The 15844-nt window shown below is 72.2% G+C and carries 14 protein-coding genes; 5 read left to right on the top strand and 9 right to left on the bottom strand.

Annotation, left to right across the window (positions count from 1 at the left end; translation table 11 throughout):
• Positions 1 to 8: 8 nt before the first annotated feature.
• Positions 9 to 1214, top strand: coding sequence for an MFS transporter (locus tag ACFYUV_RS34040; RefSeq protein WP_387675838.1), 1206 nt, complete (start codon positions 9 to 11; stop codon positions 1212 to 1214).
• A gap of 15 nt (positions 1215 to 1229) precedes the next feature.
• Here ACFYUV_RS34040 and ACFYUV_RS34035 read toward each other — a convergent pair whose 3' ends face one another.
• From ACFYUV_RS34035 to ACFYUV_RS34025, 3 genes are all read right to left on the bottom strand, one after another.
• Positions 1230 to 1835, bottom strand: a complete 606-nt coding sequence (locus ACFYUV_RS34035) for an ester cyclase (RefSeq protein ID WP_387675835.1) — start codon at positions 1833 to 1835, stop codon at positions 1230 to 1232.
• 94 nt (positions 1836 to 1929) lie between these two features.
• The gene (locus tag ACFYUV_RS34030) at positions 1930 to 2712 is read right to left on the bottom strand and encodes an SDR family NAD(P)-dependent oxidoreductase (protein WP_387675832.1); all 783 of its coding nucleotides are present in this window, start codon (positions 2710 to 2712) and stop codon (positions 1930 to 1932) included.
• Between the two features lie 48 nt (positions 2713 to 2760).
• Entirely contained in the window at positions 2761 to 3486 is a 726-nt protein-coding gene (locus ACFYUV_RS34025; RefSeq protein WP_387675829.1) for an SDR family oxidoreductase, read from the bottom strand.
• A 130-nt stretch (positions 3487 to 3616) separates the two neighbouring features.
• On the opposite strand from ACFYUV_RS34025, the gene ACFYUV_RS34020 reads away from it, so the two are divergent.
• Positions 3617 to 4573, top strand: a complete 957-nt coding sequence (locus tag ACFYUV_RS34020; RefSeq protein ID WP_387675827.1) for a LysR family transcriptional regulator — start codon at positions 3617 to 3619, stop codon at positions 4571 to 4573.
• Positions 4574 to 4638: 65 nt separating this feature from the next.
• Here ACFYUV_RS34020 and ACFYUV_RS34015 read toward each other — a convergent pair whose 3' ends face one another.
• Both ACFYUV_RS34015 and ACFYUV_RS34010 read right to left on the bottom strand, forming a co-directional pair.
• On the bottom strand, positions 4639 to 7740 hold the full coding sequence (locus tag ACFYUV_RS34015; RefSeq protein ID WP_387675824.1) for a BTAD domain-containing putative transcriptional regulator: 3102 nt from the start codon (positions 7738 to 7740) through the stop codon (positions 4639 to 4641).
• 213 nt (positions 7741 to 7953) lie between these two features.
• Positions 7954 to 8298, bottom strand: coding sequence for a hypothetical protein (locus ACFYUV_RS34010; RefSeq protein WP_387675822.1), 345 nt, complete (start codon positions 8296 to 8298; stop codon positions 7954 to 7956).
• 318 nt (positions 8299 to 8616) lie between these two features.
• Here ACFYUV_RS34010 and ACFYUV_RS34005 point away from each other — a divergent pair, with 318 nt between their 5' ends.
• Both ACFYUV_RS34005 and ACFYUV_RS34000 read left to right on the top strand, forming a co-directional pair.
• A complete protein-coding gene (locus ACFYUV_RS34005) occupies positions 8617 to 9048 on the top strand; it encodes a hypothetical protein (RefSeq protein WP_387675819.1) in 432 nt (143 codons plus the stop codon).
• Between the two features lie 5 nt (positions 9049 to 9053).
• Complete coding sequence (locus ACFYUV_RS34000) at positions 9054 to 9551, top strand: hypothetical protein (RefSeq protein ID WP_387675816.1); 498 nt, start codon at positions 9054 to 9056, stop codon at positions 9549 to 9551.
• A gap of 295 nt (positions 9552 to 9846) precedes the next feature.
• Here the strand turns inward: ACFYUV_RS34000 and ACFYUV_RS33995 are convergent, their stop codons facing one another.
• The gene (locus tag ACFYUV_RS33995; RefSeq protein ID WP_387675813.1) at positions 9847 to 11064 is read right to left on the bottom strand and encodes a glycosyltransferase; all 1218 of its coding nucleotides are present in this window, start codon (positions 11062 to 11064) and stop codon (positions 9847 to 9849) included.
• A 76-nt stretch (positions 11065 to 11140) separates the two neighbouring features.
• On the opposite strand from ACFYUV_RS33995, the gene ACFYUV_RS33990 reads away from it, so the two are divergent.
• Positions 11141 to 11758, top strand: coding sequence for a TetR/AcrR family transcriptional regulator (locus tag ACFYUV_RS33990; RefSeq protein WP_387675810.1), 618 nt, complete (start codon positions 11141 to 11143; stop codon positions 11756 to 11758).
• Between the two features lie 39 nt (positions 11759 to 11797).
• On the opposite strand, the gene ACFYUV_RS33985 is transcribed toward ACFYUV_RS33990, so the two are convergent.
• The 3 genes from ACFYUV_RS33985 to ACFYUV_RS33975 all read right to left on the bottom strand — a co-directional run bounded on the left by ACFYUV_RS33985 (position 11798) and on the right by ACFYUV_RS33975 (position 15610).
• A complete protein-coding gene (locus ACFYUV_RS33985; RefSeq protein ID WP_387675807.1) occupies positions 11798 to 12808 on the bottom strand; it encodes a hypothetical protein in 1011 nt (336 codons plus the stop codon).
• Positions 12805 to 14064, bottom strand: a complete 1260-nt coding sequence (locus ACFYUV_RS33980; RefSeq protein WP_387675804.1) for an MFS transporter — start codon at positions 14062 to 14064, stop codon at positions 12805 to 12807. The genes ACFYUV_RS33985 and ACFYUV_RS33980 overlap by 4 nt, the downstream gene beginning before the upstream one ends.
• A gap of 70 nt (positions 14065 to 14134) precedes the next feature.
• Entirely contained in the window at positions 14135 to 15610 is a 1476-nt protein-coding gene (locus ACFYUV_RS33975; RefSeq protein ID WP_387675801.1) for an alkaline phosphatase family protein, read from the bottom strand.
• Positions 15611 to 15844 lie beyond the last annotated feature (234 nt).

Below are 15844 nucleotides of genomic sequence, written 5' to 3'. Positions count from 1 at the left end.
AGGCCCCCGTGATCCAGACGTTCTTCCCCAGCGACCGCGTCGCCCGCTCGCTGACCCTCAGCACGATGGCGTTCGCGCTCTCCAGCGGCGTCTTCTACACCGTCAGCACGCTGTACTTCACGCTCGTCATCGGGCTCGGCGTGCAGACGGTGGGTCTCGGGCTGGGCATCGCGGGCGGCACCGGGGTGCTGGCCTCGTACGCGGGAGGGTGGCTGGCCGACCGGGTCGGCGCGCACCGCGTCCAGACGGTGGCGACGGGGCTCAACGGGCTCGCACTGCTCGCCTACACGTTCGTCTCCGACGCCGTCGTGTTCACCCTGATCGCCTGCACGGCGGTGATCATGCGTTCGGTGGGGTCCTCCGCCAAGCAGGCGATGCTGGCCCGGTGGTACCCCGGCCCGGAGCGGGTCGAGATCCGGGCCCGGATGCGGGTGGTCACGAACGTCTTCATCGGCCTGGGCACGGGCGCCGCCGCGGCGGCGCTGCTGATCGGCACCGCGGCGGCCTACCGGGTGGCGATGGTCGCCGCCGGGGTCCTGCTGCTGGCGGCGACCGTGCCGCTGGCCGGGCTCGGGCGTCAGGTGCCGGAGCTGGCCGCCAGGATGACCGCCGTCAGGCAGCGCGCGGCGTCCGGCGGGCCCTCGCCGCTCAGGGACCGCAGGTATGTCGCGAGCGTGGTGTGCAACGCGGTGGTGGCCATGCAGTTCGGCCTGCTGACCGTCGGCGTGCCGCTCTGGGTCGCCACCACCGACGCGCCCACCGCCATCGTCTCCGTCCTGCTCGTCCTGAACACCGTGGTCGTCGCCGCGCTGCAGGTGCGCGCCTCACGGGGCACCGACGACGTGCGCCAGGCCGGGCTCACGGTCAGGCGCGCCTCGTGGCTGCTCGCTCTCGCCTGCGGTCTGTACGCCCTGGCCGCCTACGGGAACGTGATCGTCGCCTGCGTCCTGTTCGTGCTGGCCGCCTTCGCCCACACCATGGGAGAGATCCTGGGCGAGGCGGGCGGCTGGGGCATGGCCTTCGAACTGGCCGACCCGCGCAGCGCGGGCGCCTACCAGGGGCTCAGCCAGACCGGTTACGCGCTGGCCGCCATGGTCTCGCCGATCCTCGCCACCACCGCCGTCGAACACCGTACGGCGGGCTGGCTCGCCCTGGCCGCGCTCTTCGTCCTGGCCGGCACGGGCGCCGCCGCGGTGGCCAGGCACGCGGCGTAGGGGTCAGGCGAGGGGTCAGCCGTCGACTCCGAGCTGGCTCAGCAGCGTCGCGTTGTCCTCGATGTGCCAGTCCTCGATGATCTTGTCGGTGCCGACGTGCTGGATGTCGATGGCGTTGAAGTCGACGCTCTGGCCCTTGCCCTGGACGCCGTTGAAGGCGCCGGTGAAGTGGCCGCGGAAGACCAGCCGGGCGGTGATCTTGTCACCGGTGACCAGCAGGTCGGCCAGCTCGCAGGTCAGGTCCGGCACGGCGGCGCGGAAGTTCTTCGAGGCGAAGACCGGGCCGGTCGGGCCCTGCGGACGGCCGGCCGGCAGGGTGTTGTCCTTGAACCGCGGGCTGACCGCGGCGTCCAGGTACTTCTGCTCGCCGGTGTTCCAGAACGTGTACAGCTGCTGGGCCAGGTGGACCTCCTGGGCCGCGCGCCTGTCGCCGATCGAGCGGTCCACGGTGATCGCCTTGGGCTGGACCAGGTCGGGTGAGTGGTCGATCAGGCGCTGGGGCCAGGCGTACGGGCCCTGCCGGTGACCGTCGTCGTGCGCGTGGGCGGCCGTGACGATGCCGCCCGCGAGGCTCGCCGCCACGGCGACGACGGCGACGCGGACAAGGGTGCGTGAACGCATGAGCGGTACTCCTCGGATCAGCCGGCACGCTCGGCGCGTGCCGGGAAGGCCGTCCGGTCCCTTCGACCGGGCGGAAGAACGGGGTGATGACGGGTCAGATCTGACGCAGTGCGCCGCCGTCGACGGCCCACTCGGCACCGGTGACCTGGCCCGCGAGCGGCGAGAGCAGATAGGCGATCACCCGGGCCACGTCCTCGGGCTCGCCGAGCCGGGCACTGGGCAGCCGGCGCACCTCGCGGACGAAGTGGTCGACGGCCGCCTCCGGCGGGAGGCCGAACTGGGCGCCGAGCTGCTCGGCGAACCCGCCGGGGGCGTCCCACAGCCGGGTGCGGGTGGGGCCGGGGGCGACGACGTTGGAGCGCACCCCGCGCGGGCCGAACTCGCCCGCCAGGGTCTTGGACAGCGACAGCAGAGCCGTCTTGGCGGCGGCGTAGTCCACCAGCGGCACATCCGGCAGGCGAGCGGCCTCGCTGCTGACATGGACCAGCGAACCGCCGTGCTCCAGCAGGGCGGGCAGCGCGGCGCGGGTCATGCGGACGACCGAGTGGAAGTTGAGGTCGAACGCCGTCCGCCACTGCTCGTCGGTCACCTCCAGGAAGCCGCCGCGCGATTCGAGGCCGCCGACGTTGTTGACCAGGCCGTCCAGGCGTCCGTGACGGGCCAGTACCTCGGCCACGATCTGGGCGGGCGCGCGTGGGTCGGTCACGTCGGCGGCGACGGCGCTCACCCGGGCTCCGAGCCGCTCGATGCCCTCCGTCCCGCGGGCCGTGCCGACCACGAAGGCGCCTTCGTCCGCGAGGGTGCGTACGGTGGCCGCGCCGATGCCGGCGGAGGCTCCGGTGACCAGGAAGACCTTGCCTTCCAGGTGAAGATCCATCAACTGCTCCTGATGTCAGTCGGGTCGGGATGATTCGGCGGGCGGCGGTCAGGCGAGGCGGCCGCCGCCGTCGACGTGCAGCACGGTGCCGGTGACGTAGGGGTTGTCGATGGCGTAGAGAACGGCCTTGACCAGGTCCTCGGGGGTGCCCACCCGGCGGGCCGGGTTGCGTTCGGCCACCCCGCGCAGGAACGCCGCCTTGTCGGCGCCCATGCCGTCCCAGGCGCCGGTGTCGACGATGCCGGGGGAAACAGCGTTCACCCGGACCGGCGCGATCTCCACCGCCAGCGCCCGCACCAGGAAGGCCAGCGCGCCGTTGGTGGTGGCCATCACCGTGCGCGCGGGCGCCGGGCGCCAGGCGACCACACCGGAGAAGAAGGTGAACGAGCCGTGCTCGGACACCTGCCCCGCCAGGTTCTTGGCCAGCAGCAGCGGCCCGATCACCTTGGCCGAGAACGCTCGCTGCACGTCGGCCGCTTCGAGGTCCTTCAGCGGGCCGTTGGCCGGCACCGCGGCGGTGGAGACCAGATGGTCGAACCGGCCGAGACCTCCGGCGAAGTCGGCGATCGACCGCTCGTCGCAGAGGTCGAGCACGCGGACCTCGGCGGGCCCGGACAGCTCGGCGGCCGTCCACTCCAGCTTGCGGAGATCCGGCCCTGCCAGCACGACGGCGGCGCCGGCCGCTGACGCGGACCTGGCCAGCGCGCGCCCGGTGTGCGAACCCGCGCCCACCACGACGAGCCGTTGTCCCTTCAAGCGCGTGTCATCGGACATGGGAGAACTCCTTCGAACAGTCGGGGATCAGCCGCCCGACCTTGCCGGCGGCGGCCACGTCCACGACTCTGGCTCACCCACCTGCCATGAGTCCAAGGCTTGTTTTCTACCGGATCGATAAACTCTGCTCATGGCGATGGCGACGCTCCGGCAGCTCGAATACCTGGTCACCGTGGTGGACCTCGGCTCCTTCACCCGTGCGGCCGAGCACCTGCACGTCACCCAGCCCGCGCTCTCCCACCAGATGCGGGCGCTGGAGACCGCGGTCGGCGGCCCGCTGCTCGAACGGCTCCCTCGCGCGGTACGCCTGACCCCGATGGGCAGGGCGGTGCTGCCGCACGCCCGCGCCGCGCTGGCCGAGGCCGAGCGCCTGCACAGGGTGGCGCGGCGCACGGCCGGACTGGAGGAGGGCGAGGTGGAGGTGGCCGCCATCTACTCGGTCAGCCTGGGCATCCTGCCGCCCGTCCTGCGGGCCTGGCGCGGCCGGCACCCCGGCGTACGGATCCGGCTGCGCGAGTACCCGCACGCCGACCGGCTCCAGGCCGCCATGGCCGCCGGCCGCGCCGACCTCGCCGTCGGCCCTGTGCCCGCCGGTTGGGAGGGACCGATCCGCGAACTCGGCGTCGAGGAGTTCGGGATCGTCCTGCCCGCCGACGACCCCCTGGCCGGCAGCCCCACCGGCAGGGTCGCCCTCAGCGATCTGGCCGACCGCGCCTGGGTCCACTACGCCCCCGACAACGGTCTCGCTGATCTGCTCGACCAGGTCTGCACCCAAGCGGGCTTCCACCCGCAGGCGGCGGTCCGCGCCGAGCAGACCTCCGCCGCTCCTCTCCTCGCGGCCGCCGGACTCGGTCCGGCCCTGGTTCCGGCCAACATCATCCCGCCCCACTTCGACGGCGTCCTGCTCCGCCCCGATCCGCCGATCCGCCGCGCTCTCGCCGCCTACACCCGCACCCGTCCCGACGCCATCACCGTGGCCTTCGCCGACCTCCTCGCCCAGCAGGCGCGCGTCAACCCGGCGTGCTTCCCGGCGACCGCCGTCTCCCAGGAGCGAGCGGCTGCCGACGCGCCGTCGAATCCGCTCTGATCAACGTGGCGTCGGAGGTCCCGCGCCGTTCGACCTCCCAGCGCGACCCCGCACCTCGCGCCGCATCACCGCCGAGTACGGCGCCCGTCCCCCTCGCGAGGCGCCGGCCGTGGCCGCCCTTCGAGGTCGGCCAAGAGCGACAGCGCCAGCTCCTCCAGCCGGCGATAGCCCGTCGAGGACGCCTGGTCCAGCGCTTGACGGGCGTACTGGAGGGCGCGGTCGTGCATGCCCAGGCCGGCATGCGCGCGGGCGAGGCCGAGCAGCGGCCTGACCTGCAGACGCCGCATGCCTGCCGTGACGGCGTAGGTGAGCGCTTGCTGGTGGGCGTCCAGAGCCTCGCCGTGATGTCCGGTCATCGCCCGGACGGTGCCGAGCACGTGCATGGCGCTGCACATGGCATAGACGTGGCGCGCTCCTTCCGCACGCTCACCGGCCAGGAGCGCAGCCTCAAGGGCGAGGTCGAGACGGCCGCGGTCACGGTGGATCTCCGCCAGCGTGGCCAGGCTCTTGGACTCGGGAACGTGCAGGTCGCGTGCGCGGTCGTGGCGGAGCGCCTCGGTGGCGAGGGCCAGTGCCTCGTCCAGGTCTCCGCTGAGGCGCCGGACGGTGGCGAGCTCGTTGAGGGAGTGGCTCAGCTCGCTGTCGCGCAGGTTGCGGTGGAGGGCGAGGGCGTCACGCAGGTGTCGTTCCGCTGCCTCCAGGTCGCCGTATTCCAGGTGCACGGCGCCCAGGTTGCCCGTGGCGCGGGCCTCGCCGTAGGTGTCGCCGATCTCGCGGTTGAGCTCCACGGACCTGACGAGATGGTCGATGGCCTGGCCCAGCTCGCCCTGGTCGTGGCAGGCCGCGGCGGCGTTGTTGTGCGCGGCGGCGGCGCCGGCGGACCAGTCCGCGCGCTCGCTGTGCCGGACGGCCAGCTCGCAGGCGGCTCGGGCGGTGGAATAGGCGGCGCGGCACAGGGCGGCCGTGCCCGCACTGAGATGCGCCGCCGCCAGGCCGAGCGGGTCGTCCTCGACGGTGGCCGCGTGCACCGCGGCGTCGGAGACCGCCACGATGTCGGCCAGGCTGGTGGCGGTGTGGTGGACGAAGTGGCCGCGCAGGGCGTCGGCGATCAGCCAGGCGTGCCGCCTGGGCCCGCTGATCGGAGGCCGGCGGGCGGCGGGGGTGAGGGCGGCGGCGTCGGCGGCGTGCAGGGCGAAGGCGACGAGGTTGGCCTGTTCGGCGCTGAGCCAGGCCATCGCCTCGGCGCGGGGCCTGAGCCCGGAGGTGACGGGGAGCGGCAGGCGGGTGATCGAGGGACAGGCGCTCTCGGCCGCCGCGACGGCCTCGGCCAGGTACCAGTCGCCGAGGCGTTCGAGGGCCTGGACGCCGGTCGCGGGGGCGTCGTCGCGGAGCGTGAGCTCTCCGGCGTACTGGCGGAGCAGGTCGTGGCAGGTGTACCGGTACGGCCGGTGCTCCTCGATCAAATGCGCGGCGGCGAGGCGGTCCAGGAGCTGTTCGGCCTCGGCGGTCTCGACGTCGGCCAGGCAGGCGGCGGCCGGCGCGGTGATGTCCGGCCCTCGGATCAGCCCCAGCAGCCTGAACAGGCGCCGCTCCGCCTCGGGCAGTCCGGCGTACGACAGCTCGAACGCCGCCCGGACCGCCACGTCGCCGTCGATCCGCAGCAGGTCCAGCCCTCGCGCGGACAGCGCGGCGGCGTACTCGCCCAGCGACCTGCGCGGGCGCGTCGCCAGCGTGGCGGCGGCCACGCGCAGGGCCAGCGGGAGGCGGCCGCACAGCCGGACGATCTGCTCGGCCGCCTCCGGCTCGGCGGACAGCCGCTGATCTCCGACCATGGAGGCCAGCAGCCGGACGCTGTTGTCCTGGTCGAGCACGCCGAGCGACAGATCTCGGGCGCCGTGGGAGACGGCCAGCCCGGCGAGCGCGTTGCGGCTGGTGACGAGGACCAGGCAACCCGGAGCGCCGGGTAACAGGGGGCGTACCTGCTCGGCCGTGCGCGCGTCGTCGAGCAGCACCAGCATCCGCCGGCCCGACAGACGTGAGCGGTACAGGGAGGCCGCCGCCTCCTGCTCTTCGGGGATGCGCTCAGGGGGCACCCCCAGCGAGCCGAGCATCCGGACGAGTGCCTCCATCGGCGGCATGGGCGGCCGGGGCGCGTGCCCGCGCAGGTCGACGTAGAGCTGGCCGTCGGGGAACTCCTCGGCCACGAGATGGCTGAACCGTACGGCCAGGGCGGTCTTGCCCGCGCCGGCCGCGCCGGTGACGGTCGTGACGGACGGGGTGCCCGCGGCGCAGGCGTACCGGCGCAGCAGGGCCAGATCGCGCTCGCGTCCCACGAAGCCGGTCACGTCGGCGGGCAGTTCGGCGGGCGCCTGCCCGGCTTCGTCGCACCCGTGGAAGGGTTCGAGGTCGAGGTCGAGGTCGGGGGCGTCGGCGAGGATGGCCGCTTCCAGCCGGCGCAGCTCGGGCCCGGGGTCGAGGCCGAGTTCGTCCGCCAGCAGGGCTCGCCCCTGCCGGTACACCTCCAGCGCGTCGGACCGCCGCCCGGAGCCGTGCAACGCCGTCATGAGCAGCCCCCGCAGGCGCTCTCTCAGCGGATGTTCGGCGAGCAGCTCCGACAGCTCGCCGACCACGTCGCGGTGGCGGCCGAGGGCGAGGTCGAGTTCGGCCCGCTCTTCGAGGACGGCCAGGCGCAGTTCCTCCCATCGCCCGGCGAAGGCCGCCAGCTCCTCCAGTTCCAGGTCGCCGAGCACCGGGCCGCGCCACAGAGCCAGGGCCTGGCCCAGGAGGTCGGCGGCCTCGGCATGCCGTCCCGCCTGAGCCGCCTGCCGGCCCCGTTCGATGCGCTGCTCCGCGAGCTGGGTGTCCACCAGGCCGCCGGCCAGCCGATAGCCGGACCCTTCGGTCCTGATGATCTCCGACTCGGCGCCCGCCCTGCGTAAGGCCTTGCGTAAGGCCGCCACCGCGATCATGACCTGGTTGCGTACGGTCGCCGGCGGGTCATGGCCCCAGGCGGTGGCCAGCCGGTCGATGCTGAGCACCTGACCATGGCCGGCCGCCAGCATGGCCAGCACCTGCCGGGCCCGCGAACCGCCCAGCCGCACCGGCCGCTCGCCGACCGACGCCTCGACCCGGCCCAGAATGTTGAACCGTACGTGGTCTGCCCCCATGTGATCACGATAGCGAGGGCGGTCGCCACACGTCGTCGGCGCGGCGGGCGAGCAGGCCCAGCGGGGTACGGCTGCGAGCGGTGACAGCCGCCGATGGCCGCCACCCTGGTCGGGGTGGCGGCCATCGTGGTGGTGGCGGTCAGTGGGGCCGGTGGGCGAGCTCGGCCGTGGAGGCTCTCTGCTCGTGAAGAGGTTCCGGACCCGAAGCAGGGTTCACTTGACGTCGATCCGGTCGTAGGTGCCGCTTGAGAGCGTCGGCAGCGACACCCATCTGCTTTCAGCTCCGTAGATGCTCATCCCGCTGCTCCCCACCGGGTTGGCGTTCTGGCGCCACCCCCAGACGGTGAAGGTCCTGATCTTGCTTTTCGGGCCGGTGCAGTTGACGGAGAATCCTCTGATGCCTCCACCGCGGACAGTGCGAACCTGCTTGTAACAGTGCAGGTCAGAGGCAATCTGGACGGTAGTGGCGGAGGCCGATCCCGCAGGGACAGCGATGAATCCGCTCACTGCTACGAGCCCGATGATGAATGCGCGGCGCGTTGCCGTCGTAGGTCGCATGCGGCACACCGTAGGACGCAGCCCTATGGATCGCCTTTGGATTCAACGCTTTTGGCCGGCGGCAACGCCCGGCCCGAGATACAGGAGAAGGTCCTGACCTGTGTGTTCCCGCTCAGGCTGAAAGTGGGTGACGATCCCGAGCCCGGCGGGATGAACTGATTCTGCCCGCCAGTGCAGCGATCACTTTGTCTGGGTGGCGAATCCGGGTTCCAGACAATCCATCAGCCATCAAGACTGGCTCCTGCCTGCCCTTATCCGCTCGGTGGGCCGCCCCTTTCACGACCTGGGACCGTCCAGGCAACAAAGCGAGGAGAACTCATGCTGAAAAGGTTCATCCCGGCAGCCGTGGCCGTCGCCGCTCTGACTGGGCTGGCGCTCGCGTCACCGGCGAGCGCGGCGAGCCTTCCCGATCGCATGTACGGCTGCGCGCGGGGCGACATCTGCATGTACTCGTCCCCGGTCCCCTCCGCGGCGACGAAGATCGGGATCGGGCGGGGCGAGGACTGGAAGTCCAGCGCGTCCAGCCCGTCGTACTGGAACGTCCGCTCGGTGTTCAACTACGGATACCCGGACTACGAGGATCACGTCGCCCTCACCGTCCGCGCCATAGGCGACCAGTTCTATGGGCCGGTTTGCATTCATCGGGCAGAAGAGGGCAATCCCGCGGCCGGCATCAGGTCTTGGTCCTACGCGAATGAAGTCCCCGAGATCGACTGGATCAACGCCTCGCAGTACCCCTGCAACGAATAGTCGCCATGAGCGAGCTCCGGCTCTTCGAGGCTCACTCCACGAGCGGAGCAGCAACACTCGAAAGGAACATGATGAAAACCTCAGCTGCCCAAATTCTTACCCGCGGCCTGATTGCGCTCGTCGCATCTGCGATTTTGCTCGCTTTCGCGCCCGCCACTTCGGCTTCCGCCGGCACGGCGACAGTCCGAGGCTGCCGTTCGGGACAGGTGTGTCTCTACAAGGATCGCCTCGAGGCCGACTCGCTCATGGCCGCCAGCTATACGAATCTCGCCAACCGACTGCTGGACAAGGGGCATTACTACTGGGTGTTCAACAACGGGGTCGCCCAACTCGGCGCTGACCACTATCGATACCAGACCCTATCCTGGGGCACATACACGAGCTACTGCATCCACTTCAACACCCAGACCGGCTATTACATCGACCACGGAAGCGCCGGGCTCATCGACGCCATAGGACAGAACATCGATCTGGTGAACAAGGGTTGGGGAGGAGAATGCTGAGGCAAATCGACTCTGACCTGAGCCGGTATTAAACAGTATTCTCAAGGTCGACGCGGTCCCATCTGATCAGGAGAATCAGATGGGACGCCGTCGCTTCGGACGGTTCCTAACCGTACGAGCTGATCCGAGCCGAGCCGCGACCGCCACTTCACGGCAAGCTCGGCAGTTGGCCTGTCGAGGTAGTCGTTCACCCGCAGGCGCGGATTCAGCTTGCCCGTGGTGGTGCCGCCTTCGTAGAGGGTGGTGCGGGTGCCGTCGCAGACGCCGGCGGGCCCTTGTGGACGCCTCCCGCTTGTCATCCTGGTCGGCGGGTGGTCTGGAGCCGGTTCACCGCCTCGACGACGGGTGCCGCGCCGTCCTCTGCCGAGACCTGGGCCGAGAGGGCTTGGGCCCGCCGGCGGCATGCCGGGTCGGTGACTGCGGTGGTGAGCGCGGCGGCCAGCCGTGCGGGCGTCAGGCGGCGGAACGGGACGGCGGCCGGGGCCACGCCGAGTGCCGTCAGCCTGGACGCCCAGAACGGCTGGTCGTTCATGACCGGCACGGCCACGGTGGGCACCCCCGCCCGCACCCCGCTCGCGGCGGTGCCGGCGCCGCAGTGGTGGGCGACGGCAGCCAGCCGGGGGAACAGCCAGTCGTGCGGCACGTCGCCGATCGCCAGCACATCGTCGGAGATGTGTCCCCGCAGGCCGGTCTGCAACACGCCGCGCAACCCGGCCCGCCGCAGTGCCTGCACCGCCAGCTCGGTGTACTGCTCGGCCCGCGTCCCGGCCAGGCTGCCGAAGCCGACGAAGACCGGTGGGGGTCCTGATGTCAGGAAGTCGCGCAGCACGGGTTCCGGCTGCCATCCCCGCGGCCGGGGCGGCCACCAGTAGCCGGTGATCTCCAGCCCTGGCCGCCAGTCGGCCGGGCGCGGCAGCACCAGCGGGCTGATCCCGTGGAAGACCGGCCAGCGCGTGCTCTCCCGGTGCCGGTAGAGGGCGCGCGGGGTCATCGGGGGCAGTCCCAGCCGGGCCCGCATCTTCGTGCCCAACCCGGCCAGCAGCGGACCGGCGGCGGGCAACTCGAACGCGAGCCGGGCCGCCCTGCGGTTCCCCCACCGTCCGAGCGACCGCTGGAACAGGCTCATGACCGGTGGAAAGTCCCCTGTGGGGTCGACCGGCTGCAGGTGCACCCCCATGCTCGGCACGCCCATCGCCTCGGCGACGTGACAGCCGGGCGCGCCCGCGACACCGAGCAGGAGCAGGTCGGCCTCCTGTCCGGCGAGCCCGGCCAGCCCTTCCACGAGCTGCTCGCTGTACTCCTTGAAGGCGCTGATGGACAAGCGGCCGGTCAGCGCGCGGAGCGGGTCTCCGGGAAGCGGGACGTACCCCAGGCCCGCCTCGGTCACCAGCTCCGCGTACGGCTCGTGCGCGGCGATCACCACCTCGTGCCCGGCCTCGCGTAACCGCGTCCCCAGCCCCGCGTACGGCGCCACGTCCCCACGCGTGCCGACTCCGACGATCAGAACCCGCATCTGGATCCCCCTGTCGCCCGCTTTTGTCATACAGTCGCACGATAAACGGGAACGAGAGCTTTTACCATGCGCTCGCATGAGAAAGTGGCGGGAGATGCCGAAGATCGTCGACCACGACGCCCGGCGGCGGCACATCGCCGAGGCCGTGCACCGCGTCATCCACGACAAGGGCATGGAGAGCGTCAGCCTGAGGGAGGTCGCCGCCGAGGCCGGCATGTCCATGGGGGCGGTGCAGTACTACGTCACGACGAAGGACCAGATGCTGCTGCTGGCGCTGGAACGCATCGGGATCTGGATCGGAGACCGGGTGACGGCGGTGGCCGCGCGCCAGTCCACGCCGCTGGAGGTGCTGCGAGCGACCGTGCTGGAGCTGTTGCCGCTGGATGAGGAGCGCAGCTACCTCAACCGCATCGGGCAGGCGTTCCAGGCGAGCTCGGTGGTGTCGGAGAACCAGGCGGCCGCGATGCGGACGGGGTATTCGTCCTTGCTGTCCTTCCTCGCCGAACAGATCAGGGCCGCCCAGACCGCCGGGCAACTCGCCGCCCACCTGGACGCCGGCAAGGAGGCGAGCATCCTGTACGCCTTCGCGCAGGGCATCGTGAACGCCACCCTGGTCGGGCACTACACGCCCAAGGAGGTCGCGGCGTTGCTCGACCACCACCTGGCGCGGCTCCGCGCGGAGCGATCGCCGTAGCGGCCGTGACGTCGTCGGGCAGCGGCTCGGACGCGCTGATCACTCGGCCTCCGTGCCGATGACGCCGCCGTCGAGGGCGGCGGGGGACGCGGCGTCGGGGACGAGAATCCGCGGGGTGCCGGTGCCGTCGGCGGGGACCGTCCAGACGTCGGCCTGCTCCCGTCCCCGGGGGAGGGCGTAGGCGACGGTCCGCTGGTCGATCCAGGCGGCCTGGTCGTCCACGCTGCGGGTCTCGGCGAGCGGGGTGACCCGGCGGGTGGCCAGGTCCAGCACCGACAGGCGCCAGCCACGGGCCGGATCACCGCCGAGCGCGGACTTGAAGGCGATCCGGGTGCCGTCGGGAGAGAGCGAGGGGCACTCGACGTTGTCCGTCAGGGCCCGCAGGCGATGGCTGTCGAGGTCGCCGAGCACCAGGTAGCGGTGCCCGGCGGTGGACATCGTCGCGTAGAAGCGGCGGTCGTCGGGGGTGAAGGTGACGCCCCAGAAGTTGAGGTCCCTGGCCCGGTACGGCCTTCCGTCCACGGTGACCGGCCAGTCCTCCAGGGTGGGGATCAGCTCCTGGGTACGGGTGTCGAGGATGCCGACGCGGGTGGAGAAGCGGCCGCCGTTGTAGGAGTCGCCGGTGACGAAGACCGTCCAGGTCACCAGCCGGCCGCTGGGCGAGACCCTGGCCCTGTTGGGCACGCCGACCAGGGGGATCTCTCTGACCGTCCGGAGCCGCGCGTCCAGGACCGCGAGCTGGTACGTCGTCAGCCCGGGGTCCACGCGCAGGCACAGCCCGGTGCCGCCGGCCGCGTACAGCCTGGCGCACGACAAGGCGGAGACCGCGCGCGCTCCGGCGGGGTCGCCGGCCGCGACGGACACCAGCCGGCCGGAGCTGCCGGCGGTGGTGCCGAGCGCCACCAGCCGCGGCCCGGGGACGAGCGAGACGCTGTCGGCGGCTCCGGCCCGCGAGGACGTGCCGGCCGCTCTGGCGATCATGATGGACACGGCTGCCAGGACGGCGAGCCCGGCGACGCCGGCGACCAGGAGCCGTCCGCGGCCGGTCACGGCGCGTTCTCCACGGTCGTGCGGCGGCCCGTCAGGAGGGCGGCCGTGGAGGTGGCGGCCACGGCGGCGGCGACCGCCGCGGCCCCGGTCGCGCCGGTGCTGCCCCAGTTCGTCCAGGCGAGCCCGAAGGCGAGGGAGGAGGCGAGGTAGGCCAGGGCCTGCACGGTCTGTACGCAGGCCAGCCCGGTGGTACGCAGGCCCGCGGGCAGGAGCGGGCCGGCCAGCGCCATCAGCACGCCGTCGGTGGCGGCGTAGAAGGCGCCGTAGCAGCAGAGCGCGGCCACCGTCACGAGGACGGCCGGCAGGGCGCTGCACAGCAGCAGGTAGACGGCCAAGAGCGCGGCGTACCCGGCCAGCAGGACCGTGCGGCGGCCGTACCGGTCGGCCAGCGCGCCGAAGGGGGCGGCCAGGAGCAGGTAGACGAGGTTGGCGCCCACCGCCAGGAGCGGGAACCAGCCGGTCGGCATGGACTGGCGGCCCATCAGGAGCAGGTAGACGAAGCCGTCGCCGATGGTGGCCAGTCCCAGCAGGCCGGCGGCGTAGAGCAGCCTGCGAACCTCGGCGGCCCGCAGCAGGCCGCCGGCGGCGCGGAGGGTGACGGGGAAGGCCGCGGGCCGCCTGTCGCGGCGGTCGCGGGCGAAGGCGGCCAGGACCAGCAACCCGGCGACGGCGACGCAGAAGCTGGTCATGAACAGCGCGTCGAACGCGGCCGGGGTGGCCGCCCCGACGGCCGCCAGGACGCCGAGCGCGGCCAGCGGCCCCGCGAACGCGCCCATGCTGTCCATCGCCCGGTGGATGCCGAAGGCCCGGCCGAGCAGCGGCTCGGGGACCGACAGGGTGATGAGCGCGTCGCGCGGCGCGGTACGCAGCCCCTTTCCCGCCCGGTCGGCGACGATGACGGCGCCGAGCGCGGGCACCGAGGCGCCGGCGGCCAGCAGGCCCAGCTTGGCCAGGGCGGAGATGCCGTACCCGGCGGCGGCGACGGCCTTGCGCCTGCGCAGGCGGTCGGCGACGTAGCCGCCGGCCAGCCGCAGCAGGGCCGTCGCGCCGGTGTAGAGGCCGTCCATCAGGCCGTAGGCGGCGGGGCTGAGGTGCAGGGTGAGCACGAAGTAGAGCGGGAGGACGGCGGTGACCATCTCGGCGGAGACGTCGGTGAGCAGGCTCACCGCTCCCAGCACGACGACGTTGACGCCGATGGCGCGCAGGCTCCGGCCCGCGCGGCCCCCGGGTGGCCGGTCGATGGTGGACAGGTACACGGGCTGGTTCGCCTCCTCGGTGGCGGTGGGGAAAGGCCCCCGCCGGGCGGGCGGCGGGGGCCTGCTCGGGTCAGCCCTGGGTGATGGACAGGTCGTCGATCTGGGCTTCGAAGAGGCTGGCGGTGCCGGCGTCGGCGGCCTCGATCGACAGCCGTACCGTGGTGCCGGCGTAGGCGGACAGGTCGGCGGTGGCGCTCTGCCAGGCCCCCGCCGTCTCGCCGGCGGCGCCGGTCCGTTCGATCAGGGTGGGACCGCCCGCGACGCCGATCCGCAGGTGGTCGTCGGCGCCGGAGTTGTCACCGTGGGCCAGGTTGTAGGACAGGCGCAGGGTCAGCGGGCCAGTGGCGGGCAGGGTGATCTGCGGGGAGGAGACGGTGGAGGCGCCGCCGTCCAGGTCGTTGTCGCCGTAGGCGGCGCCGGCCGCCGCGCCCGTGGTCAGAGCGTGGGCGCCGGAGGCCGCGGTCAGCTGCTTGATCTGATTGCTGTACGTGGAGGTGGTCTGCTGCGGCACGCCGCGTTCGAACGTCCCCGCGGTCGCCGTGTCGGTCCCGGACGTGTTGACCTGCCAGCCCTGGTCGGACTCGAAGTCGTCGGAGAAGACCGTGGTCCCGGGGGCGGAGGTCGTCCAGGCGTCGGTGACGGGAGACTTGCCGGCCGCGTTGCCGAGCGCGGGCAGGCCGTACATGTCCTCGACGGTGCGCAGCACGTTGTAGTGGTTGATCTGGGTGGTGGACTGGTGACCGGCCTTGACGTGGGCTCCGGCGAAGACGGTGTAGATCTGGTTGACGGAGGTGAAGTCGTCCTCGTCGAAGGTGGCGATGAGCAGGCTGTTGTGCGTCTTGGCCCACTGGACGTACCCGTCGAGCCTGCTCTTGGTCCAGGAGTCGCCGGTGCCGACCGAGCAGTCGTGCATGTCGTTGCACATGTCGGGGATGACGAACGAGACCGTCGGCAGCATGCTGTAGTCGCTGGGGAAGGCGGAGTACGCCACGTGGTACGCGGAGCCGCTCACCGTGGGGAAGTCCGCCCAGGGGGCGTGCTTGCGCCGGTACTTGCCGCTGCTGCAGCCGGTGTACCCGGCGCTGGGCAGGCCCTCGGAGTAGGCCCTGAACGTGCGGCCGGCGCTCAGGAGCTGCTGGCCGAGGTTGCCGCCGCTCAGCGCCTTGGGGCAGTCGTCGTTGGTGACGCCCTGCTGGGAGCCGGAGAACAGCGCGATGTAGTTCGGCTGGCTGGGGTGGGTGACGCCGAAGGAGCTGGTGAACAGCGTTCCCTGCGAGGCCAGGGAGTTGAGGTAGGGGGCCGAGGAGCCGCCCTTGATGGTCGAGTAGTTCTTGTTCTCGAACATGACGATGACCACGTGGTCGAACTGCGGGACGGCCGCGGCGGTGGTTGCGGCAGTGGTTGCGGCAGTGGTTGCGGCGGCGGGCAGGGCGGCGGGCAGGGCGGCGGGCGCGGCGGCGTCCGCCGGGGGTGGTGCGGCGAGCGCGAGCGCGGCCAGGAGCGCCAGAGCGGGCACGCGGGCTGGGACGGCGAGGCGGGAGTGCATCGTTGGACCTCCTTGCAGGGGGGTCGCCGTGGGTGGCGTCGGCGGGAGGACGGGACGGTCCGGACGAGGGCGCATGACATCTCTGGGAGGGGAACGGGGGGCGTGTCGAGTCCGGTGTACTCCCGTCCGCCGCCGGGTGGTGGCGACCCGTCGCCAGTGGCCGGAATGGGCACGGCGGTCCCTCGGCGGACCGGCCGCCGCCGACGCGGCAGTGGGTCCTGCGTGATCGAACCC

This window comes from Nonomuraea sp. NPDC003560 (assembly GCF_042878785.1).
In the GTDB taxonomy this organism is placed as follows: Bacteria; Actinomycetota; Actinomycetes; order Streptosporangiales; family Streptosporangiaceae; genus Nonomuraea.
Note: the sequence above shows the minus strand (reverse complement) of the source record. Positions and strands in the feature narration are given on the sequence as shown.